This is a genomic window from Streptomyces sp. NPDC102278 (assembly GCF_044766345.1).
Lineage (GTDB): Bacteria > Actinomycetota > Actinomycetes > Streptomycetales > Streptomycetaceae > Streptomyces.
Window position 1 is genome coordinate 280,149 of the sequence record NZ_JBIWLV010000002.1, and the last position, 21,873, is coordinate 302,021.

Annotated in this window: 16 protein-coding genes; 9 read left to right on the top strand and 7 right to left on the bottom strand. The window is 74.6% G+C overall.

The annotated features are described in order from the left end of the window. Nucleotides 1–25 precede the first annotated feature (25 nt). The 4 genes from ACIRO3_RS06125 to lanKC form a co-directional block, all read right to left on the bottom strand. A complete protein-coding gene (locus ACIRO3_RS06125; RefSeq protein WP_404133029.1) occupies nt 26–1,813 on the bottom strand; it encodes an ATP-binding cassette domain-containing protein in 1,788 nt (595 codons plus the stop codon). Continuing rightward, the gene (locus ACIRO3_RS06130) at nt 1,810–3,696 is read right to left on the bottom strand and encodes an ABC transporter ATP-binding protein (protein ID WP_404133032.1); all 1,887 of its coding nucleotides are present in this window, start codon (nt 3,694–3,696) and stop codon (nt 1,810–1,812) included. Before ACIRO3_RS06130 ends, ACIRO3_RS06125 begins: the two co-directional genes overlap by 4 nt. Nucleotides 3,697–3,772: 76 nt before the next feature. Beyond that, nucleotides 3,773–3,907: a SapB/AmfS family lanthipeptide gene (locus ACIRO3_RS06135; RefSeq protein ID WP_053678097.1), complete on the bottom strand. Its 135-nt coding sequence runs from the start codon at nt 3,905–3,907 to the stop codon at nt 3,773–3,775. After that, entirely contained in the window at nt 3,904–6,540 is a 2,637-nt protein-coding gene (gene lanKC / locus ACIRO3_RS06140; protein WP_404133037.1) for a class III lanthionine synthetase LanKC, read from the bottom strand. Before lanKC ends, ACIRO3_RS06135 begins: the two co-directional genes overlap by 4 nt. A gap of 378 nt (nt 6,541–6,918) precedes the next feature. On the opposite strand from lanKC, the gene ACIRO3_RS06145 reads away from it, so the two are divergent. From ACIRO3_RS06145 to ACIRO3_RS06155, 3 genes are all read left to right on the top strand, one after another. Further along, nucleotides 6,919–7,461, top strand: a complete 543-nt coding sequence (locus ACIRO3_RS06145; protein ID WP_404133040.1) for a TlpA family protein disulfide reductase — start codon at nt 6,919–6,921, stop codon at nt 7,459–7,461. A gap of 473 nt (nt 7,462–7,934) precedes the next feature. Then, complete coding sequence (locus tag ACIRO3_RS06150) at nt 7,935–10,517, top strand: SpoIIE family protein phosphatase (RefSeq protein WP_404133043.1); 2,583 nt, start codon at nt 7,935–7,937, stop codon at nt 10,515–10,517. A gap of 268 nt (nt 10,518–10,785) precedes the next feature. Continuing rightward, nucleotides 10,786–11,181, top strand: a complete 396-nt coding sequence (locus ACIRO3_RS06155) for a hypothetical protein (protein WP_404133046.1) — start codon at nt 10,786–10,788, stop codon at nt 11,179–11,181. A gap of 449 nt (nt 11,182–11,630) precedes the next feature. Here ACIRO3_RS06155 and ACIRO3_RS06160 read toward each other — a convergent pair whose 3' ends face one another. After that, nucleotides 11,631–12,080, bottom strand: a complete 450-nt coding sequence (locus tag ACIRO3_RS06160) for a hypothetical protein (RefSeq protein WP_361780677.1) — start codon at nt 12,078–12,080, stop codon at nt 11,631–11,633. Nucleotides 12,081–12,325: 245 nt separating this feature from the next. Between ACIRO3_RS06160 and ACIRO3_RS06165 the strand changes: the two genes are divergently transcribed. From ACIRO3_RS06165 to ACIRO3_RS06180, 4 genes are all read left to right on the top strand, one after another. Next, nucleotides 12,326–12,772, top strand: coding sequence for an SRPBCC domain-containing protein (locus tag ACIRO3_RS06165; protein WP_365996517.1), 447 nt, complete (start codon nt 12,326–12,328; stop codon nt 12,770–12,772). Next, the gene (locus tag ACIRO3_RS06170; RefSeq protein WP_404133050.1) at nt 12,769–13,131 is read left to right on the top strand and encodes an ArsR/SmtB family transcription factor; all 363 of its coding nucleotides are present in this window, start codon (nt 12,769–12,771) and stop codon (nt 13,129–13,131) included. The genes ACIRO3_RS06165 and ACIRO3_RS06170 overlap by 4 nt, the downstream gene beginning before the upstream one ends. Before the next feature lie 178 nt (nt 13,132–13,309). Beyond that, on the top strand, nt 13,310–14,599 hold the full coding sequence (locus ACIRO3_RS06175; RefSeq protein WP_404133053.1) for a class I SAM-dependent methyltransferase: 1,290 nt from the start codon (nt 13,310–13,312) through the stop codon (nt 14,597–14,599). Between the two features lie 20 nt (nt 14,600–14,619). After that, entirely contained in the window at nt 14,620–15,390 is a 771-nt protein-coding gene (locus ACIRO3_RS06180) for an alpha/beta hydrolase (RefSeq protein ID WP_361780665.1), read from the top strand. A 24-nt stretch (nt 15,391–15,414) separates the two neighbouring features. Here the strand turns inward: ACIRO3_RS06180 and ACIRO3_RS06185 are convergent, their stop codons facing one another. Further along, on the bottom strand, nt 15,415–17,163 hold the full coding sequence (locus ACIRO3_RS06185; RefSeq protein ID WP_404133056.1) for a putative Ig domain-containing protein: 1,749 nt from the start codon (nt 17,161–17,163) through the stop codon (nt 15,415–15,417). Nucleotides 17,164–17,386: 223 nt separating this feature from the next. On the opposite strand from ACIRO3_RS06185, the gene ACIRO3_RS06190 reads away from it, so the two are divergent. Further along, nucleotides 17,387–20,161: a LuxR C-terminal-related transcriptional regulator gene (locus tag ACIRO3_RS06190; RefSeq protein WP_404133059.1), complete on the top strand. Its 2,775-nt coding sequence runs from the start codon at nt 17,387–17,389 to the stop codon at nt 20,159–20,161. A gap of 114 nt (nt 20,162–20,275) precedes the next feature. On the opposite strand, the gene ACIRO3_RS06195 is transcribed toward ACIRO3_RS06190, so the two are convergent. Further along, the gene (locus ACIRO3_RS06195) at nt 20,276–20,674 is read right to left on the bottom strand and encodes an SHOCT domain-containing protein (RefSeq protein ID WP_404133062.1); all 399 of its coding nucleotides are present in this window, start codon (nt 20,672–20,674) and stop codon (nt 20,276–20,278) included. A gap of 185 nt (nt 20,675–20,859) precedes the next feature. On the opposite strand from ACIRO3_RS06195, the gene ACIRO3_RS06200 reads away from it, so the two are divergent. After that, entirely contained in the window at nt 20,860–21,852 is a 993-nt protein-coding gene (locus tag ACIRO3_RS06200; protein ID WP_404133065.1) for an NAD-dependent epimerase/dehydratase family protein, read from the top strand. The last annotated feature ends 21 nt before the right edge of the window (nt 21,853–21,873 follow it).

The window sequence follows — 21,873 nt, forward strand, 5'->3', positions numbered from 1 at the left end:
GCGCCTCCCGAGAGCGGCGCGCGCCTCACACCTCCCCGGTTCCGTTCCAGAGCCCCACCAGGTCCCGGTACAGGGGCGATCGGGCCGGGAGTTCCTCATGTGTGCCGCACACCGCGCGGGTCCCGTCCAGCACGAGGACCCGGTCGGCCCGGGCCGCCGAGGAGATGCGGTGCGCCACCACGACCAGCGTGCCCGGACGGGCGGCGAGGGCCTGTTCGGCGCGCGCCTCGGTACGCGGGTCGAGATGACAGGTGGCCTCGTCGAGCAGCAGCAGCGGAGCGGGTGAGAGGTGGGCCGCGGCCAGGGCGAGTTGCTGACACTCGCCCTGGGAGAGCCGGCGCGGCACGACGGCCCCGTCCAGGCCGCCGAGCCGCTCGACGAGGCCGCCCATGCCCAGGGCGGCCACGGCCTCGCCCACCCGGGCGTCGTCGGGCGGGCGCCCCGCGGGGCACAGGTGGGTCAGGTTCTCCCGGACGGTGCCGGTGAACACGTAGGCCTGCTGGGGCAGCAGCGTGCGTCGCGGATCCGGCCGCGAGGCGTCCCGGTCGCCGTGCGCGGCCGCCCCGGCGACCAGGACGGTGCCCCGGTCGGGCCTGAGCAGCCCGGCGAGGAGCGCGGTGAGCGTCGACTTGCCGATGCCGCTCGGGCCGACGACGGCGAGGTGCTCGCCCGGGCGGACGATCAGGTCGAGGTGTTCCAGTACGGGGGCCGCCCGGGGGCCATAGGCGAAGGTGACGTCGCGCAGCTCCGCCGCGGACGCGGGTCCGGGCGGGGGCGGCTGCGCGGGCGCCGGCGTCTTGGGTGCCTGCGTCTTGGGTGCCTGCGTCTTGGGTGCCTGCGACGGCGGCGGCTCGGGCTCGCGGAAGCGCTCCAGTACCACCAGCAGCCGGGTGCCTGCGGATCCCAGGGCCGTCATCAGGGCGTGCAGGGCGGGGAGCAGCGCCTGTACGAGGTAGGTGAGCGCGCCCACCAGGGTCCCGGCGGTGACCCCCCGGTCCAGCAGCCACGGGGTCGCCACCAGCAGGGCGATGACCGGCATCCGGCCCGCCGCCCCGAGGGCGACGGTACGGACGGCCGCCCACCGGGCGAGGCGGCCGGTCAGCCGCTCCTGTGCCCGGATCAGGCGCTCCACCCCGGGGGTCGTGCGCGCCGCCCCGCCGCAGGCCACGATGTCGCGCAGTCCCTCGCCGACCTCGCCCACCCTCCGCGAGAGCGCCTCGTCGGTGTCGAGGGAATCGCGTTGCACGCCGGCCATGGGGCGCAGCGTGGCGAGGAAGAGGCCGAGCCCCAGCAGCAGCGGGGGCAGTACGACGAGCAGCAGCACGGGGGCGAGGGCCGCCATCCCCACGAGCGCGCCGACAGCGGTGAAGACGAACGAACGGGCCGTGAGGACGATCCCCGCGAAGGAGTCCCGGGCCATCTCCGTCTGCTGGGTGAGGCGGGAGACGGCGCCCGCGTCCGCCGCGCGGGACGGGTCGGCGACGGCCCGGTCGAGGGCGTGCCGCACGGCCCGGCGCACGAGTCCGTCGCGGAGCGGTTCCACCAGGTCGGCGAGGGCGGCGAAGACCCCGCGCAACGCGAAGGCGCCGAGCAGGGCGCCGAGTCCGGCGACGACGAGCCAGCCCAGGCCGACCCCGGTGCGGCCGGCGAGGAAGCCGTCGTCGAGGGCGCGGGCCAATCCGTAGCCGGTGAGGAAGGTGTGCGCGGACTCCAGGAGCGACCAGCTCCCGAGTCGGGCCAGGGCGGCGGTGCGGCCCCGCAGGAACCGGCGCGCGTCGGGGCTCACCCGCCGCCAGGTGCCGTGCTCGCTCACCGGGCCGCCCCCTGACCGCTCGGGCCGATCGGGTCCGCCGTCCGGGCCGGCTCCGGATCGGGCGCCGGCGCGGGCTCCGGCGCGTGCGCGGGCTCCGCATCCGGGCGCGCGCCCGCGGCGAACACGGCCCGGTAGTCCGGATCGCGCCACAACTCGACGTGCGTACCGGTGGCTCGAACACGTCCCTCCTCCAGCCACACGACGAGGTCGGCCCGGGCCGCCGAGGAGATCCGGTGCGCGACGACGATCCGGGTGCCCGCCCGTACCTGTTCGGCGACGGCCCGCTCGACCTCGCGGGCGGTGACCGTGTCGAGGCTGGAGGTGGCGTCGTCGAGGACCAGCAGTCGGCCCGCGTGGCAGAACGCCCGGGCCAGGCCGAGGCGTTGCACTTCCCCACCGGACATGGGGGCGTCGGTCACCGGTGTGTCGTATCCACGGGGCAGACGCCGTACGAACAGGTCGGCGCCGGCCGCCCTGGCGGCCGTCCGCACCGCTTCGGGATCCGGCGCCGGGCCCGAGCCGAACGCGATGGCGTCGCCCACGCTGTCGCCGAGCAGCGCGGGCCGGTGGAAGGCGTGTCCGACGTCGCGGCGCAGGGCTTCGGCGGTCAGTTCCCGCAAGGGGACACCGTCCAGCAACACCTGCCCGGCGTCGGGGTCCGCGAGCCGGCCGGCCACGGCGGCGAGCAGCGTCTTGCCGGAGCCCGAGCCGCCCACGACGGCCGCCGTGGTCCCGCCCGGGATCAGCAGGTCGATGTCGCGCAGCACCGCGGATCCGCCGCGCGTCACGCGTACGCCGCGCAGTTCCAGCGTGCCGGGGCCGCCGTCGGGCAGTTGTCCGTGGCCGTGTTCCAGTTCGGGCAGGTCGAACAGTTCCGCGGTGCGCCGGGCGGCGGCCCGGCCGCGCACGGCGGCACTGAGCTTGCCGGTGACGGCCCCGATGCCGGCGGCGAGGCCGGCGTAGCGCACGGCGGCGAGGAGTTCCCCGACGTCGAGCGCCCCGGACGACAGGCGGACGCCGCCCGCGCCGAGGACGACGTACAGCAGGAGCGGCATCAGGGCGGTGGTGCGGGCCATCGTCGCGCCGTACACCTGCCACATCCGCCGGCCCTCGGTGTCGAGGTCGGGCAGGCGGGCGAGGATCCTGGCGCGTTCCCGGGCGACGGTGCCGGCGGCGGCGATGGTGCGCGCCCCGGCCAGGGCCTCGACGAGCCGGCCCGCGGTCGCCAGTTGCGCCTGCTGGTAGCGGGAGACGATGGCGGAGGAGTCGCGGGCGAAGGTCCTCAGCAGGAGGACCAGCAGCGGCAGGCCGGCGACGAAGGCCAGCGCGGTCCAGGGGTCGATGACGAACAGCGCGACGAGTCCCCCGAGCGGGGGCAGCAGGGCGGCGATCCCGGTCGCGAGGGTGGCCGGTACGGTCCCGGCCTCGGTGGCGTGCGCGGTCAGTCGCGCGGCGATCTCGCCGGGGGCGAGGCGGGCCGCGTGGTGGGGCGCGGTGCGCAGGAGTCGGGAGAGCCCCAGCCGGCGCAGCCAGGCCGTGGAGCGGGCGTCCACCGCGCCGGTGAGCCGGGTCGTGGCGGCGTCCAGGAGCACCTCGGCCACGATGACGGCGGCGCACAGCAGGGTCCAGGAGGCGGCGGCCGGATCGCGGCGCAGCAGCAGGTCGAGGGTGAGGCCCAGGAGCGCGGGTTCGGCGAGGGCGGCGACGGAGGCGGCGGTCGCGCATCCGAGCACGGCGCTCGCCCGTCCGGTGCTGTGTCGGGCGGCCGCGCGGAGCGCGCGATCGGCGGAGCGGGGGTCCTCGGGGCCCGTGGGGGTAGCGGAACCCCGGGAGCGTTCGTGGGCGAGGACGGCCGGTTCCGGCGGGTCGTCGTGCGGGGTCATCCGCGGCGGCTCCTGAGATGGGGTGCGGGGCCCGGACGGCGAACCGTCCGGGCCCCGTACAGGCCTGACGACCTGGTTAGTTACAGGTCGTGATGCTCAGGCTGCTGTCTCCGCAGAGCAGCAGGCTCGCGCGGCTTCCGCCACCGGTCATCGCGGCCTCGGTGATCTCTTCCTTGGGGGTTTCCATCGACTGCAGGTCAAGAAGCGTCATGACAGTTCCTCTTCTTCTCCGGGGGTGTACCGATGGGTCACGGTCCCTGGCGGGACCGGCTTGGGGGCCGCTGCGGCGTCGCGCAGCGGCGGAAGGAACGGCAGGTGTGCGCGCCCGCCGGGCGCGGCGCTGCCGAGGGCGAGCAGAGCGCCGGCCGTGCCCGTGGACAAGTCCATGGACAGGCGCATCATCTGCTCGCCGGGGAAGGCCAGTTGGCCCTGGTACGGGACGGCGTGCCGAGCGAGGGCGTCGATCTGGCGCGCGATGTCCTCGCGCCGCGTCCCTGGTCCGGGGGTCGTGGTCCGGGCGAGGTGCAAGATCATGCCGGCCGCTCCTCGGAAGAGCCCGGGCTGGGCGTAGAAGGTGGCCTGGGCGGCGGCCACGATGCCGCGCCGGGCCTCCTCGAAGCGGGGGTCGGCGCCGTGCTCCAGCCAGTCGTCGAGCACCATGCCGATGCCGGCGCTGCCCTCGCCCAGGTAGGGCATGGTCCGCCAGCCCTCGTTGACCTGGAGGGTGCCGAAGGCGCTGGTCACGCAGCGGTCGAGGTCGCGGTGCAGGGCCTGTCCGGCGCGTGCGAGGAGTTCCGCGTCGCCGGTGCGTTCGTACAGGCGCAGGAAGAGCAGGGCCGGGCCGGCGTTGCCGTACAGGAGCCCCGCCCGGGTGAGGTCGGGGGCCGAGCGGGCGACCAGTTCGGCGCAGCTCAGGGCGGCGTCGTGCAGTGCGCCCTCCCCGGTCGTGGTGCCCAGGGCGTCCAGGGCGAGGCCGATTCCGGCGAGGCCGCCGTGCAGGTCCGGGCCGACGGTCTGCCACGGCTGGCGCAGCAGTTGTTCGGCGAGGGCGAGGGCGCGTTCGCGGTGGCCGAGCCGGTCCAGTGTCCAGGCGGTGCCGGCGAGCCCGTCGTAGAAGCCAAGCGGGGTGCCGGACTCAGGCTCCTCGGTCCTCCTGAGCAGCCACTTCTCGGCCTCGGGCCAGGGTTCGGCGCCGGTCTCGGCGAGGGCGTAGAGGACGCCGGCGGCGCCGTGCCCGAAGCCGGTTCCGCCGCCCGCCGCAGCGAATTGGGCGATGTCGCCGGGGAAGAGTCTGTCCTCGCGGTCCAGGGTGGCCGAGGCGCGCAGCGCGGCCGTCATGGACGCGCGGGCGCGGGACCAGTCCCCCGGCTCGACGGGCAGGTACGGGCCGGTGGGCACGGTCGGGCGGTGGCCCGGCTCGCCGGGAGGCGGGTCGTAGAGGATCTCCTCCACGGCCTCGTCGAGGAAGGCTCTGGGGACGGGGAACTGTTCCGCGGCGATGTCGGCCAGGTGCGCGGCCTTTGCCCGGTCCAGCACCAACAGGCTGGTCAGCGGAAGGAACAGGGCGAGTCTCAGGCAGGCGAGGGCGTAGCGATCGACGGAGAAGCCGCGTCGTCCGGCGGGAGCGACGAACGCCGGGTTGGCGACGGTCTGCCGCAGCCCTTCGTCGACGTGCGCGGCGGCCTCGAAGTCCAGGAGTGCCACGGAGGGTTCGCCGTCCTCGTCCTCCGCGACCATGATGTTGAACAGGTGCAGGTCGTTGAAGACCACCCCGCGGGCGTGCACGGCCTCCACGGCCTCCGTCACGCGCCGGTGGATCGTCAGCGCCCACCGGGTGTAGGAGGCGAGTTCCTCCGGGTCGGGTTCCGCCTCGATCAGCGGGTGACGCCGGGCGAAGTACGTGTTGAGCGGCTTGCCCTCCAGGTACTGCAGGACGAGGAAGTGGTGGTCGCCGACGGTGAAGGTGCCGCGGACGGACGGGACGCAGTCCAGTCCCTCCAGCCGTTCCAGCGCGACCCGTTCGCGGTGCAGCCGGGCCACGGCGTCCGCGCCGTCGGCGGCGAGCCCCGCGTGGGGCCGGGCCTCCTTCAGCACCACCGGTTCGCCGGTGCGGGTGTCCTTGCCGGCGTAGACGCCGCCTCCGTTGGAGAAGTGGAGGGCGCGCTCGATCGTGTAGGGCACGTCGGTGAGCGTCACGGCGGAGCGCGCGTCGAGGTGCGGTTTCAGGAAGGCGGGGAGGTCGAGCCACTCGGGCGGCTGGAACGCCGGCCCGCGGGGGTCGGGGACGAGTCGGCCGTCGGGGGTCTCGATGGCCGGTACGAGTTCGCCCCGCGCGTCGTAGCAGTGCCGCAGGGTGAAGCTGCCGTAGCGCAGGTGGACCGGTCCGGCGCCCCAGCGCAGATCGCTCAGGATGTATGGTCCGGGCTCGCCGGCCAGCAGGGTGTCGAGGTCCCCGGCGATGCGCCGGCACTGCTCCTCGTCGGCCGGGTACACGGTGATGAACTTCCCGCTCGCCGCGCGGTCGGCGTACTTCGCGTTGCGTATGTGCAGCAGGTGGCGGCTCGGCACGAACTTGAAGGCGATGCGCCGGGGAACGCAGTAGGCCTCTACGCGTTCGAGGATCGACTCGGCGTTGTCCAGACAGGCGGAGACGTGGATCTTCCAGCCCTGTGCGGGGAGTTCGACACCGAGGGGACGCAGCGCGTACCAGTCACCGGTGCGGTGCGAACGCCACCCGGTCGGTACGGAGGCGAGGGCCGCGCCGTAGTTCTCATCGGCCCGTCGGTACGGGGCGTCGTAGAACCAACGGTCGGCGTCGCAGAACGCGGCGTACCCCTTGTTCACTCCTGCTCCCTCGGTCGGTGACAGGAACGACGGTGCCACGCGGGGCGTTGGCCCCGACAGTCGCCGCTGTCACCGATCGGGTGTGCAGTACGCACGAGTCACTTGGCGGCCCGGGGGCGTGGCGGGGCGCGGGCCGGGACGGGAACGGGCCGGGCGGGGCGCGGGGCGGGATGGGTGCGGGCCGGGCGGGGCGCGGGCCGGGATGGGTGCGGGCCGGGCGGGGCCGTCGGGGTGAAGCGGCCGTACGCACCGCGCCGTATCCCGTCCGATCATCTGACTGGCCGTAGATTCCTTGCGTCCGGGGAGCGCCGGCCCACCGTCCGGTTCTCCTTCGCTGCGACCGTCGGCGTACGGTCGGGTCCCGCCCGGGAGAGTGCCATGCGTTCTCGTGTCGCCGCCGCCGTCCTGCTCCTCGCACTGGGCCTGCCGCTGACCGGCTGCTCGTCCGACGGTTCGGACCCCGCCGCCCGGGGGGCCGCCGGCGCGCCCCCCGCGGGCCGCCTGGCCGCCCCCTCCCACCTGCGGTTCACCGCCAAGACCCTGGACGGTGCGACCTTCGACGGCGCGGCGCTCGCGGGCAAGCCCGTGCTCTTCTGGTTCTACGGGTCCGCGTGCGCCGAGTGCCCGGCCCAGGCCTTCGAGACGGCCGCCCGGGCCGACCGCTACGTCGGGCGCGTGCACGTGGTGGCCGTCGCGGAACCGGGCACGGGCAACGGCTTGCAGGGCTTCGCCGCACCGGCGGGCGCGGGCCGGCTCCCACACCTCTCCGACACCGGCCACGCCCTGCGGGACCGGTTCCACGCCGAGGGCGTCAACACCTACCTGCTGCTCGACGAGGACGGCGAGGTGCTCTACAAGGGCGCCGGCGCGGAGGGTGACAAGCTCGACGGGGAACTCGCCGCCGTCGCCTCCGGAGTCTGACCGGAGGGACCCCCACCCCTGACGCGGGAGGGCCCGCCCCCCTCACGCGGGGCGCTCCCCGGCGCGGCGGTGGCGGGCGACGTGCCGGGGCGCGGGGCGACGCGGAGCCCGGTCGGGGCGCGCGCGGGCGGGCTCGCCCGCCCCCTCGGCCCCCGCCTCGGGGGCGTGCCGGCCGCATGACCGCCGTGACTCCATTGTGCCGCGCGAAAGGACGACGTGTCGCGCCGTGCCGAAGGAGGGCCCCGGCCCCGTCGCCGCCTTCCCCCGGGCGCCGCGCCCCACTCGAAAGGCCGAGCCCGACCCCCGCGAACCGCCCCGTCGGCCGAGAGAACGGCGCGAATCACGACCCCGACGGCCGGGCGGTGCTACAAATAGTCTGTGACCCATCCTTGCAACCCGTACCGGGGACGTCGGTGCGGTCACTGAGCCGAAATCGCCCGCGAAGCGTCGCCCGACAGGTATTCGTCCTTCAGGTGGCGATCGTGGTGCTGCTCGCGGCCGGAGCGGTCCTGGCGCTGGTGCTCCAGTCACGCCACGACGTCGACCGGGAAGCCCGCACCCGCTCGGTCTCGGTCGCGCAGACGGTCGCCCACTCGACCGGGATGTGCGCGGCCCTGCGTTCGTCCGACCCCGCGAAGACCCTCCAGCCGCTCGCCGAGTCGACGCGCAAGGACGCCGGGGTGGACTTCATCGTCGTGATGGACACCCAGGGGATCCGCTACAGCCACCCGCTCCCCGACCGCATCGGCAAACGGTTCGTGGGCACCATCGAACCCTCCCTCGCCGGTGAGGTGCACACCGAGAGCGTGCAGGGGCCGCTGGGCAAGGAGATCCAGGCCGTCGTACCGGTCTACTGCGACGGCAAGGTCACGGGACTGGTGTCGGCCGGGCTCACCGTGAAGAACGTGTCCGGCGTGGTCGACCGCCAGCTCCCCGTCATCCTCGGGGCCAGCGCGGCCGGTCTCGCCCTGGCCACCGTGGGCGCGTGGCTCATCAGCAGGCGCCTGCGCCGCCAGACCCACGGGCTCGGCCCCGAGGAAATGACCCGCATGTACGAGCACCACGACGCGGTGCTGCACGCGGTCCGCGAGGGGGTGCTCATCACCGACGGCGGTGGACGGCTGCTCCTCGCGAACGACGAGGCGAAACGATTGCTGAAACTGCCGGCCGACGCCGAGGGGCAGTACATCGGCAACCTTCCCGGGCTCGACCGGACCGTGTGCGACCTGCTGTTGTCCGGCCGGGTCGCCACCGACGAGGTGCACGAGGCCGGGGAACGGCTCCTGGTGATCAACCAGCGTCCGACGCGTCCCGGCGGCGGGCCCGAGGGGGCGGCGGTCACCATCCGGGACTCCACCGAGATGCGCGTCCTGAGCACCCGCGCCGACGCGGCCCGGCGTCGGCTGAGACTGCTGTACGACGCCGGGGTGGGGGTCGGCACCACCCTCGACGTGGAGCGGACGGCCCAGGAACTGGCCGACGTGGCCGTTCCGCGGTTCGCGGACTTCGCGACCGTAGAGCTGGCGGAAGCCGTCCTGCACGGGGACGAGCCCGGCGGCACGGCCCCCGACCTGCTCCGCACCGGTTTCAGCGGCATCTCCGACGACGTGCCGCTCTACCCGCGCGGCAGGCTGATCGACTTCCGGCCGTCCACGCCCCAGGCACGCGGCCTCACCACCGGCCGGGCCGAACTGATCCCCGATCTGGCCGACGCGCCCGGCTGGTACGCGCAGGACCCGGAACGGGCGCAGGCCATCCTCGACTACGGCGTCCACTCCCTGATCACGGCTCCCCTCAAGGCCCGCGGCGCGGTGCTGGGCCTGGTCAACTTCTGGCGGTCGCGCAAGGAGGAGCCCTTCGACGAGGAGGACCTCTCGCTCGCGGAGGAACTCGTGGCGCGGGCCGGCGTCACCATCGACAACGCCCGCCGCTACACCCGCGAGCACGCCCTGGCCGTGACCCTCCAGCGCAGCCTGCTCCCCCGGGACCTGCCCGAGCAGAGCGGCGTCGAAGTGGCCCACTTCTACCTGCCGGCGCAGTCCGGGGTGGGAGGCGACTGGTTCGACGTGATCCCGCTGCCCGGCAGCAGGGTCGCGCTCGTCGTCGGCGACGTCGTCGGCCACGGGTTGCACGCGGCCGCGGCCATGGGACGGCTTCGTACCGCCGTGCTCAACTTCTCCTCGTTGGACCTGCCCCCCGACGAACTCCTGGCCCGGCTCGACGACCTCGTCCAGTACATCGACCAGGGCGGGGACGGCGGAGCCGACGGCGGCCTGCTCGGAGCCACCTGTCTCTACGCCGTCTACGACGCGGTGACGCAGCGCTGCACGGTGGCTCGCGCCGGGCACGTGCCGCCGGCGATCGTGCGGCCGGACGGCAGCGTGGAGATCCCCGAGCTGCCCGCCGGCGCGCCCCTGGGACTCGGCGGCTTCCCGTTCGAATCGACGGAGTTGGAGCTGCCGGAAGGCTCCCAGCTGGTGCTGTACACCGACGGGCTGATCGAGGACCGCGCCCGCGACATCGACGAGGGGCTCGATCTCCTCCGGGCGGCACTCGCCCACGCCGACCGCAAGCCCGAGGACACCTGCCGGGCCGTTCTCGCGCAACTCCTGCCCGTGCGCTCCCGCGACGACGTGGCGCTGCTGGTCGCGCGGACGTCGGCGCTGCCGGCGGACCGCATCGCCGAGTGGGAGGTGCCCTTCGAACCGAGTTCGGTGGGCGCCATGCGGGCCCACGCCGTGCGGAAGCTGGAGGAATGGGGCCTGTCCGAGCTCGCGTTCGGCACCGAGCTGGTCCTCAGCGAGCTCATCACGAACGCGATCCGCCACGGCTCGGCGCCGGTTCGCGTCCGGCTCCTGTTCGACCGGATGCTGACCTGCGAGGTCTTCGACGGCAGCAGCAGCTCACCGCGCCTGCACTACGCCACCACCACGGACGAGGGCGGCCGCGGACTCTTCCTCGTGGCGCAGATCAGCCGGCGTTGGGGAGCCCGGTACACGCCGGACGGCAAGGTCCTCTGGTCCGAACAGGCGTTGCCGGATCCCGAGGACGCGTAGCGGCGCCGTCGCCGAGCGGCCGGGCCGTCGACCGCTCCCGCGGGATGCGGGGTCGGTTGGGGTCGGTTGGGGTCGGTGAAGTGCTCCGTCCCGGGGGCCGGTGGAACGCCCGCCGCGGATCGCGGCTCGACCTGCGGCAATCACGGTTTCGCCATGGACGCATCACAACTCGGCATCCGATCTCCACGGTTGCGCCGAGGTCTGATTTGCCGTTTTCGCGGCCTGTAACGTTCACGCGTTCGAAGAAGTTCCCTTGGAAGGACCCACCATGTCGACTCCGCCGTCGCCGCAGGGCGAGCACACCGCTCCCCCGGCCCTTGGCACGCCCGCTCCCGAGGCCGCGAAGCCCAAGGGTTCCAAAGCGAAGAAGTTCATGAGGTTCGTGGCCATCGTCGTCGTCGCCATCGTGGTGAAGTTCGGCATCTCGTACTTCTTCAACTCGCCGGTGCGCGCCGAGGCGGGCGACTGCGTCAAGGTGACGGGCAGCGAGAACAGCCCCGAGGTGGAGACGAAGGGCTGTGACGACAAGGACGCCAACTACAAGGTGCTGAAGGTCGTGGAGAACACCTTCGACACCGCGGCGTGCACCGTGGGCGAGGCCGCCCTGGCGCAGCAGTGGGACAAGGAGAAGTTCGTCCTCTGCCTGGAGCCGGTCAAGCACTGACCCCGCTCCCGCCGGTGACGCCCGTTCAACCGACGCGTTCGCACCGGCGACCGTGACCTCGCGCTGCCCCCTCCCCCTCGGGAGGGGGCAGTTCGGCGTCCGGGCACGGGGCGGAAGCCTCAAGACCGGAGACACCCGTAAAGGGGGAAGCCCCGGCCGGTCTGGGGGGTGACCGGCCGGGGCGGCTCAGGGGTGTGGCGCGCGGAGGGGTGTCGCCTCACGGCGGCGGGCTCCACGGGGCTTCAGCCGAACGATCTTCCCCGCGGGCCATGGGTGGGGCCCGGGGACACTGTCCCCTCCGCAGCCACATCTATATGAACGCTCAACCAGTCAGTGGCGTTCCCACGCCCCGACGTGACCCCCGTCACCCACGCCGCCGCCCCCGGCGCGGGGGCCGGGGGCGGACGGACATCACCGCGGGTCGGGCCCGCGGACGCGACCGGTCCTGCTCACGCCGGGGCCCGGGGGGTCCGCTCCGTGAGCAGGGCCCAGATGATGAAGACGTCGATGGCGATGATGACGATCGCCCACAGGGGCTGGTACGGCAGCCACAGGAAGTTCATCACGATGCTGAGGGCCGCCAGGCCGACACCGAGCGCGCGCGCCCATGCCGCGCCCTTGAGGATCCCCACGCCGGCGATGAGCAGGATCACGCCGAGGATCAGGTGGATCCAGCCCCACGTCGTGAGGTTGAAGCGGTACACGTAGCTGCCCACCCGTGCGAAGACATCGTCGCTGGCGAGCGCCCCGATGCCGTTCAGGACGGCGAGCACCCCGTCGACGAAGAGCAGGACACCGGCGAACATGACGCCCGAGCCCGTGTACCCGCCGCCGCCCCGCTCGCTCCAGCGGGAAGGTTGCGGTGTCGGCGCCCCGGACGGGGTCGCGGTCTGGGCCATGACAGCCTCCTTGGCCGAACACCCCGAGCAGTTGGACACGCCGGCGATTGCGACGTGAGATCGACGATCCGCCGCCGAGACCGCCGGGACCACCCGGGCGGGGCCATTCGGGTGAACGCCCCAGGGTGCGCCCGTACGCACGGGCACCACCCGTGCCACCCCGAGGTGCAACCGGACGGTTGCACCTCGGACGCAGACGTGCAACCCTGGAGTTGCACTGAATGGAATCGACGAGGGAGGCCCCCATGAGCGAGGACCGGATCGAACGCGAGATCCTGATCGAGGCATCCGTGGAACGGGTGTGGTCGCTGGTGGCCGACCCCGGCTTCTGGGTGTCCGACGCGGCCGGCCCCACCGGCGCCGTGGCGGAGGCCGGAGCCCGCGTGGTGGCGAAGAACGCCGAGTACGGCGACTTCCCCGTACGGGTGGAGGAGGTCGAGCCGCCCACCCGTGTGTCGTACCGCTGGGCCAGCGCGTTCCCCGGGGAGGAACCTCGCGAGGAGAACAGCACGCTCGTGGAGTTCACCCTGACCCCGGAGGGCGACGCGACGCGGCTCCGCGTGGTGGAGAGCGGGTTCTCCGCGCTGGCCGGGTCGGAGGAACTGCGCCGCAAGGCGGTGGCGGACAACACCGGCGGCTGGCCCCAGGTCTTCGACGCGCTCAAGAAGCGCGCCGAACAGCCGTCCGCGTGACGGAGGAACACCGGGGCGCCGACGAGGGCGCCGTCGACGACGTCCTCGCCGCGCTCGCCGATCCGACGCGGCGCCGACTGCTCGACCTCCTCGCCGCGCAGGGCGAGGTCACCGCGACGACGCTCGCCGCGGGGCTTCCCGTGTCACGGCAGGCCGTGGTCAAACACCTCGCCGTCCTGGACACCGCCGGACTCGTCTCCGGCCGCCGGGTCGGGCGCGAGGTGAGGTACACGGTGCGGCCGACGGCCCTGAACGCGACGGCGCGCCGGCTGGCCGCGCTCGCGGCCGACTGGGATCGACGGCTGGCGATCGTCAAACGCCTCGCCGAAGCGGCGGAACGCGATCCGGACGGGCGCTAGTGCCGTGACCGTCGGGCCCTGCCGGGCCCCGCAAGGGGGGTCGCGGTCCAGGGGACCGGGCCGCGACCAATCCGACCGGGCCTCGGCCGCGAAGTGAGCGTGTGCGCCCGCTCCGGCGGCGCGGCCGTGTCCTCGTGTCCGAACCGGGTACGAGGGTCCCCTGGTGGAAGGAGCCTCGATGAGGCCCGTGGCAGACCGATTGGCCGAACTCCTCGAGCATTTCCTCGCCGGACCCCCACCGGTACGCCTGCGCGCGTGGGACGACAGCGAATCCGGGCCGCGGGACGCCCCCCTGGTCGTGCTCCGCTCCCCCGACGCCCTGCGCCGCCTGCTGTGGCAGCCCGGCGAGCTCGGCCTGGCCGAGGCCTACATCGTCGGTGACCTGGACATCGAGGGGGACCTCGCCGACGGGCTCGGCCGCGCCTGGCAGTCCGTGCGCGAGCACGGCACCACGACACCGGGCCCCACGGGGTGGGCCCGGGCCGCGGCGCTCGCCGTGGGGCTGGGCGTGGCCGGCATACCGCCGCACGCCCCGGACGCCGCCCGCGCCCGCCTCAGCGGCAGGTTGCACAGTTCCACCCGCGACCGGGCCGCCATCAGCCACCACTACGACCTGTCCAACGAGTTCTACGCCCTGCTCCTGGACCCGACCATGGCCTACTCGTGCGGCTACTGGTCCCGCCCCGACGACCCCGACTACACGCCGGCCGACGCCCAGTACGACAAGTTGGAACTGATCTGCCGCAAGGTCGGCCTGCGCGCGGACTCACGCCTCCTCGACGTCGGTTGCGGCTGGGGTTCGCTCGCCGTCCACGCCGCCCGCGCCCACAAGGCCCGCGTCACCGCCGTGACACTGTCCCGGGCGCAGCGCGACTTCGTGAGCGACCGGGTCGCGCGGGAGGGCCTGTCCGATCTGGTCGAGGTGCAGTTGCGGCACTGGCGCCACATCGACGGCGGGGGCTACGACGCGGTCAGCGCCGTCGAGATGGGCGAGCACGTGGGGGACGTCGAGTACCCCGAGTTCACCTCGCTGCTCCACGGGGTGCTGCGACCCGGTGGACGGCTGCTGGTCCAGCAGATGTCCCGTGGGCTCGACGCCCCCGGCGGCGGCGCCTTCATCGAGACCTACATCGCGCCCGACATGCACATGCGACCCGTCGGCCGCACCGTCGACCTCATCGAGGACGCCGGGTTCGAGGTGCGGTCCGTCGAGGCCCTGCGCGAGCACTACGCCCGGACCATCGACGCGTGGCGCCGCACCCTGGAAGAGCGGTGGGTGGACTTCGAGTCGCTCGTCGGCCAGACCACGGCCCGTGTGTGGCGTCTGTACCTCGCGGGCAGTTCGCTGGCGTTCTCCGAGCGCCGCATGGGCGTCGACCAGATCCTCGCCGTCCGGCCGTCCCGGGAGGGGCGCAGCGACATGCCCGCCACACCGGCCGGCTGGTACGAGTCGCAAGCGCGGGCGTGAGCGCCGCGAGGAGGTCCTCGATGAGCCCCGGGTCGCCGCACGTTCCCGCCGCGCCGGGCCGGGAGCTGCCCTCGGCGCTGTCCCTGCGGCGCAATCCGGCGGATCCGACGGCGGCGATCCTCGTGTTGCACGGCGGCCGGGCCGACGGGTTGACCGCGCCGCCCGCCCTCAACCTGCCCCTGGTGCGCATGAGGGCGTTCACCCGCGCGCTGGCGCGGGCCACCGGGCCGGACCGCGTGGTCGTCGCGGAGGTCCGCTACCGCCACCGCGGCTGGAACGGCGCCCGGGAGGACCCGGTACGGGACACCGTGCGCGCCCTGGACGAACTGCGCCGCGCCGTCGGAGCCGTCCCCGTGGTCCTGGTGGGCCACTCCATGGGCGGTCGGGCGGCGTTGCGCGCCGCGGGCGACCCGGCGGTACGGGCGGTGATCGGGCTCGCCCCGTGGTGCCCGCCCGGTGAGCCGGTGACACAGCTCGCGGGCAAGTCGGTGGTGCTCCTGCACGACGAGGCGGACCGGGTCACCGATGCCCGGGCGACGTGGGGCCACGTCCGGCGGGCTCGCGCCGGCGGGGCGCGGGCCGCGGGCATCGTCATGCCCGAGGGCGGGCACGCGATGCTCCGTCGGTCGGCGCGTTGGCACGGGGCCACCGTCGCCGCCGCGCTGGGGTTGCTCGGATCGCGCGAACTCCCCGACGGCCTCTTCACCGGGCCGGTCCCGATGCCCTGGCCCCGGCCGGACGGTGTCGATGCCCGGTGCGGAGCCGGCCGCCGCCCGCGGGAAGGCGGGTGACGGCCGGGCGGTCGGCCCCGGTGGTCAGAAGTACACGTTCCAGGTGATGTCGGTGGTCGCGGTCCGGCCGGCGGCGTCGGTGAGGGCGATCCGGCTGGTGCGCATCCCCCACGTGGTGGGCGCGCCGGTGACGGTGCCCGTCGCGGTGTCGAGGCTCAGGCCGGCCGGCAGTCCGTCGGCGGTCCACCGGTAGGGCCTGGTGCCGCCGGTGGCCTGGATCGGGAGGCTGACGGGCTTGTTGACGTAGGCGATCTGGTTGCCCGGGTTCCGCAGGACCGGGGCGCCGCCGCCGACGGCGGTGACGGTCCAGGTGAAGGAGGCGGACGCCTTCCTGCCGGCGGTGTCGGTCGCGGTGACGGTGACGTTCGACGTGCCCGCGGTGGTGGGTGCGCCGGTGACGGTGCCCGTCGTGGCGGCGATGGTCAGGCCTGCGGGAAGCCCGCCGGCGGTCCAGGTGTAGGGGGCGGCGCCACCGGTCGCGGTGTTCTTGAGTTCGACCGGGGTGCCGATCGCGGTGGACCGGGCGGGGACGGGGGTGACGGTGACGTCGCCGGGCTGCGGGGTGGCCGTGACGAGGGTGGCGCCGAATCGGCTGAGGGCCTCGTTGACGGGCTGGAAGATGGTGAACTTCTCGCCGCTGCCGGAGCTGCAGGTCGCGCTGCCGCCGCCGGAGTGGAGGCCGATGGCCTTGCCCCCGGCGGCGGTGACGTAGGCGCCGCCGGAGTCGCCGCCGGCGGAGCAGGCGCTGGAGTAGGACAGGCCCTCGATGACCACGTTGCCGTAGTCGACGCTCTGGTCGACCTTGGTGACCTCGCCGCAGCGCAGACCGGTGGTCTGGCCCGAGCGGCAGATCGCGGTGCCCACGATCGCGTCGGCGGAACCGGTGACGGTGATGTCGCCCTGTCCGTATCCGGCGACGGTGGGGACGACGTTCCAGCCGCTCTGGTCGACGTCGACGATGCCCATGTCCCCCTCGCGGGCGTTGACGCTGCCGCTGCCGTTCCTGTTCGACGTGCCCACGCGGGTGCCGTCCTTGCCGTAGGCGGGCTGGTTGGTGTCGTTGGTGCAGTGCCCGGCGGTCAGGAACGCCTTGGTGCCGCCACTGGTGCGGGTGACGGGGAAGCCGATGGAGCAGGGGCTTTCACTGCCCGGTGTCCACTTCTCCCCGCCGATCACATCGGACTGCTGCACGGGGGTGTCGGAGGTGTAGGTGACGTGTGCGATCGGTCCGAGGGCGTCGACGGCGGCCACGAAGAGCTCGGTGGAGGCGGTGCTCGCCGCCCGGTCGACGGTGACGTCGACACGGTTGTTGCGGACGTCCGGCCCCCAGGAGACCACTCCGTCGATGCCGGCGCCGACCTGGCGGGTGATGGCCTTCGTGGTGGCGTCGAGTCGGGCGCCGGTGTGCCCGACCCGTACGGGTACGGCTCCGGCCGCCCGGACCAGGGCCTCGTCCGCGTCGGTGGTGACGGCCGCGGTGAGACGGCCGGCGGCGGCGTCGAACCACAGGCCCGGTATCCGGTCGCCGGCCCGGGCCCGGATACGGGCCGCCGCGAGGTTCGCCGCGCTCTCGTCCGCGAGCCGTTCACGGACACCCGCGTCGCTCAGGTGGAGGTCGCGGCGCATGGCGTCGAGGAGTCGGGGTGTGGCGGCGGGCGTGGGGTCCGGAGCGGGGGCGGCGGCCGCCGCCCCCGACGGCAGGGCGGCGAGCGAGCCCAGGGCGAGGGCGGCGGCGAGACAGGCCCAGGCGGGCCTGTGGTTCACGGTGCGCACGAGGACGGGTTCCTCTCACGGGGGGACGCGCCGGCGGGCGCCGGCGCGGCCGCGGCGGGCCGCGGCGGCCTCCCGGGGCCGGTGGCGGCCTCCCGGCCCCGAGGTGGTGGCCAACACAGTGGCGGCGGCCCGCGGGAGGGGGCATCGGAGGAAACCCTTGTCCGTGGAGTCGATCGCGCGGGGCCCGTTGTGCCGGGCGGACGACGAACCTACGGTCCGTGTCGTGACGTGGGAGACCGAGGTGACGGACGACCGGGGCGGCGCTCGCGCGGATGCGCCGGACCCCGCCTTCGATGCGGCGCGGCGCGCGCTCGCCCGGGACGGGCGTGTCGTCGTCATCGGGCCGTGGGGGGCCGGCAAGACCACGCTCGCCCGGAGGCTCGCCGCCGCCGGGGTGGCGGACGGACGGACGCTCCTGCGCGTCACCGGCGCCGAGGGGGACGTCGCGGATCCCGGGGGCGGCCTCGCCCAGCTGCTGTCGGGCGACGTGGCCGGGCACGCGCGGGGGTTGACGGATGCCCGGCGGGACGTCCTGGAGCGGCTGGCGAACCCGACGGGCCGGCAGGTCGAGGTCCCGGGGCCGGCGGCCGCGCGCTCGGCGGTGACCGCGCTGCTGGGCGCGATCGAACCCGGGGCCCTGCTCGTCGTCGACGGTGTCCAGTGGCTCGACGCCTTCAGTGCCGACGTCCTGGGGTACGCGCTGCGCACGCTGCCCGCCGAGCGGTTGACGGTCGTGGCCACCGAACGCGAGAGCGGCCGGCCGCGCTCCGCCGTCCGACTGGTCGGGGCACACGCGCCGTACGTCGCGCCGGCTCCGCTGGACGTGACGGAGACCGCCGGCCTCCTCGCCGGGCACGGGCTGCCCGGGCGGTGGGCGGCCACCGTGGACCGGCTGTGCGGCGGCCACCGCCTGCTGACCTCGTTGGCGTGTACGTCCTTGGCGGCGCTGCCCGCCTCCGAACGGCGCGGCATCGCCGCGTCGGCCGTGTTGCGGGACGCCGCCGGGGAGTGGCTGGAGACGCTCCCGCGTCCGGTGCGGCGCACCCTGGCGGTCGCCGCGCTGGCGCACCGTCCCTCGTTGTCCCTGCTGTCCCGGGCGGGTTGCGCGGACGCGGAGGAGCACCTCGCCCGGGCGCGGCGCGCCGGGGTGCTACGGGACGGCCCCGCCGCCGGGGAGTTGGTCTTCCAGGGCGCGCTGCTCGCGTCGGCCGCCGCCCGGGCCGGTGGGCCGCGCGAACGCGAGGAACTGCACCGGGCCCTGGCCGCGGCGGTCCTGGACCCCGCGCACCGGGCCCGCCACCACGCTCTCGTGCTGCGCCGCCCGGACCGGGCCGCGGCCGAGGACACCGAACGCGCGGCCTGTTCGGCCCGCGACGGCGGTGACCGCGCCCTGGCCGCCGAGCTGTTCCTGCTGGCCGCCGGGCTCACCCCCGCGGACCGGCCGGAGCCTCGGCTGCGCCGGATCACGGCGGCGGCGCGGGAGGCCGCGGCGGCGAGTCGTACGGATCTCGCCTGGCAGGCGGTGGAGGCCGTGACCGAGGCGGCCGTCGAACCCGCCCGGCACGTGGCGGTGCTGCTGGCCCTCATCGACTCCCACGGTCAGGCCCTCGCGGAGCTCGAACCCCTCTTCCACCGGTGCAGGCAACTCGCGGGTGAGGATGCGGGACTGCTGGCGGGCATCGAGCTGCGCGCCGCCATCGCGGCGAACATCTCCCACGAGGAGCCGGACCGGGCGCTGCGCGCGGCCGCGCGGGCTGCGGAACTGGCCCGCGCCGGCGGGCAGCCGGCGCTGCGCGCGGCGGCGCTCACGATGCGCGCCCGCATGGAGCGCGTCCTCGGTGTGCCCGACGCCGCTCGGACCCTCGACGAGGCCCTGGCCCTGGGGGTGCCGGTCCAGGAGTACGGGATCCGCAACAGCGCCCAGTACCTCGCCGCACGCCACGAGGTCTTCGACGACCGGCTGCCGCTCGCGCGGCGGCGACTGCTGGAACTGCTCGCGATCGCCGAGCGGGAGGGCGACCCGGAAGACCTCGTCGATCTCTGGCGCAGTCTCAGCGAGGTCGACGCCCGGCTCGGATCGTGCGGCCGCGCCCTGGAGTGGGCCGATCGGGCGCTGGCGCACTCGGCCGCCCACGGCCTGTCGCCGGGCCCCGCCTGGTACACCGCCGCCCTGGCGCAGAGCGCCGGCGGATCCTTCGCCGCGGCGTCGCGGCTGGCCGAGCGCGGCGTCCAGGCGTCCCGGGAGGAGGGGGACGCCCTCTACCACGCGCGCAGCCTGTGGGTCGGGGGTTGTGTGCGGCTCCACACGGGCGACGGGGCGGGCGCGGCCGCGACCTTCGCGGAGGTGGCCCGTCTCGAAGGGGACCGGCCGGTGGCCGATCCGAGCATGTTCCGCTGGCAGCCGGACGCCGTGGAGGCCCTGACGGCCGGCGGGCACACGGACCGGGCGGGGTTGCTGTTGGCCCGGGCCGAGGCCGCGCCGGGGATCCGGGGGCGGGGGCCGGGCACGGCGGCCGCCCTGGTCCGTGCCCGGGGCGTGCTGCTGGCCCGCGAGGGCAGGGCCGACGAGGCGGTCGCGTGTTTCGGGGAGGCCGCCGGGGGCTTCCGGAGCGTGGGGCTGCCCCTTGAGGAGGCGCGCACCCATCTCGCCCGCGGCCGGGCCGAGCGGGCGCGCCGCAGGCAGGCCGCCGCGCGTGCGGCCTGGGAGGAGGCGGCGGAGCTCTACGCGGCGGCCGGGGCCCGGCCCTGGCAGGAGGTGACCGCGGCCCTCCTGGACCGGCTGCCCGGCGGGCGCCCGGCCGTCGGGTCGCGGGGAGGACTGACCCCCTCGGAACTCCGGCTCGCCGGCCTGATCTGCCGGGGCGCCAGCAACCAGGAGGCCGCCCAGCAGCTGTTCCTGTCGGTCAAGACGGTGGAGGGCATGCTCAGCCGGGTGTACCGCAAGCTCGACGTGCGTTCCCGCACCCAGCTCGGCGCCGTCCTGTCCCCGGACCGGTGACCGACCGACGGGGGACGGCCGGATGCCACCTCGCCGGTCGCAGGCGAGGTGGCATCGTGGCGAGGTGGTGGCGCCGGCGCCCGTACCGGGGGCCGGTCTCGCGGGCAGTCCGGGTCAGGTCAGCAGTTTCGCCTTCGCCCGGTCGAACTCCTCCTGGGTGATGTCGCCCTTGTCCTTGAGCGTGGAGAGCTTGTGGAGCTCGTCCGCCGCGCCGCCCGGGGTACCGGGCGTCCCGGCGGCCTTCTGGACGTACTGCCGGAAGGCCTGCTCCTGCTCCTCGGCCTGCTTCACGTCGCGCTTTCCCATGCCCCGACCGCGGACGATGAGATAGATGAAGACGCCGATGTACGGCAGCAGGAGCACCAGGACGAGCCAACCCGCCTTGCCCCAGCCGTGCAGTTCGTGGTCGCGGAAGATGTCCGTGATCACCTTGAAGAGCAGGAAGAACCACATGACCCAGATGAAGAGCCAGAGCATGGTCCAGAACAGGTTGAGCAGTGGATAGTCGTCCACGGGACACTCCGATCACGTATGGGACGAATCAATTCATACCGCCCGTGGCACCACTCCGCACGCGGAGCGACCGCCCCGGCGGCCGACGCCGCGCGCCCGAGCGTGTGAGGGGCCCGTTCTTACGGATCCGTGACGTGCGGCCCGGTGGGCGCCGCGCCGCGCCCCGGGCGGCATAGCGTCGGGGCATGCGCGTACTTGTGACTGGAGGAGCGGGCTTCATCGGCTCGCACGTCGTTTCCGCCCTGGCGGAACGCGGACACGAACCGGTGGTCTTCGACCTGACGGAGGACGACGGGCGGGACGTACGGGACCCCGCGCAGGTGCGCGAGGCCCTGGCCGCGGTGGACGCGGTCTGCCACCAGGCCGCCAAGGTGGGGCTGGGCAAGGACTTCGCCGACGCCCCCGCCTACGTGTCGGCCAACGACTACGGCACGGCCGTCCTGTTGGCCGCGATGGCGGAGACCGGGGTGCGGCGGCTGCTGCTCGCCGGGTCGATGGTCGTGTACGGCGAGGGGCGGTACGAGTGCCCCGCGCACGGCGTGGTCCGCCCGGGACCGCGCGCCGAGGAGGACCTGCGCGCCGGCAGGTTCGAGCCGCGCTGCCCCGACTGCGGCGCCGAGCTCGCACCGGGGCTGGTGGCCGAGGACGCCCCGATGGATCCGCGCAACGTCTACGCCACCACCAAACTGGCCCAGGAACACCTCGCGGCGTCCTGGGCACGGGCCACCGGCGGGCGGGTGGTCTCACTGCGCTACCACAACGTCTACGGGCCGGGGATGCCGCGCGACACGCCGTACGCGGGAGTCGCCGCGCTCTTCCGTTCCGCGCTCGCGCGGGGGCAGGCCCCCCGCGTCTTCGAGGACGGCGGGCAGCGGCGGGACTTCGTGCACGTACGGGACGTCGCGGCGGCCAACGCCGTGGCGTTGGAGGCGGTGCGGGACACCCCGGGCTTCGTCGCGTACAACGTGGGCAGCGGCGATCCCCGTACCGTCGGCGACATGGCGAGGGCGCTGTCGGCCGCCTGCGCGGGCCCGGATCCCGTGGTCACCGGCGAGTACCGACTGGGCGACGTCCGGCACATCACCGCGGACTCGGCCCGGCTGCGCCGGGACCTGGGCTGGCGCCCGGTGGTCCCCTTCGAGGCGGGCATGGCCGAACCCGGCGACGGGCCGGCGTAGGGCCTGTCCTTCGGATCATGC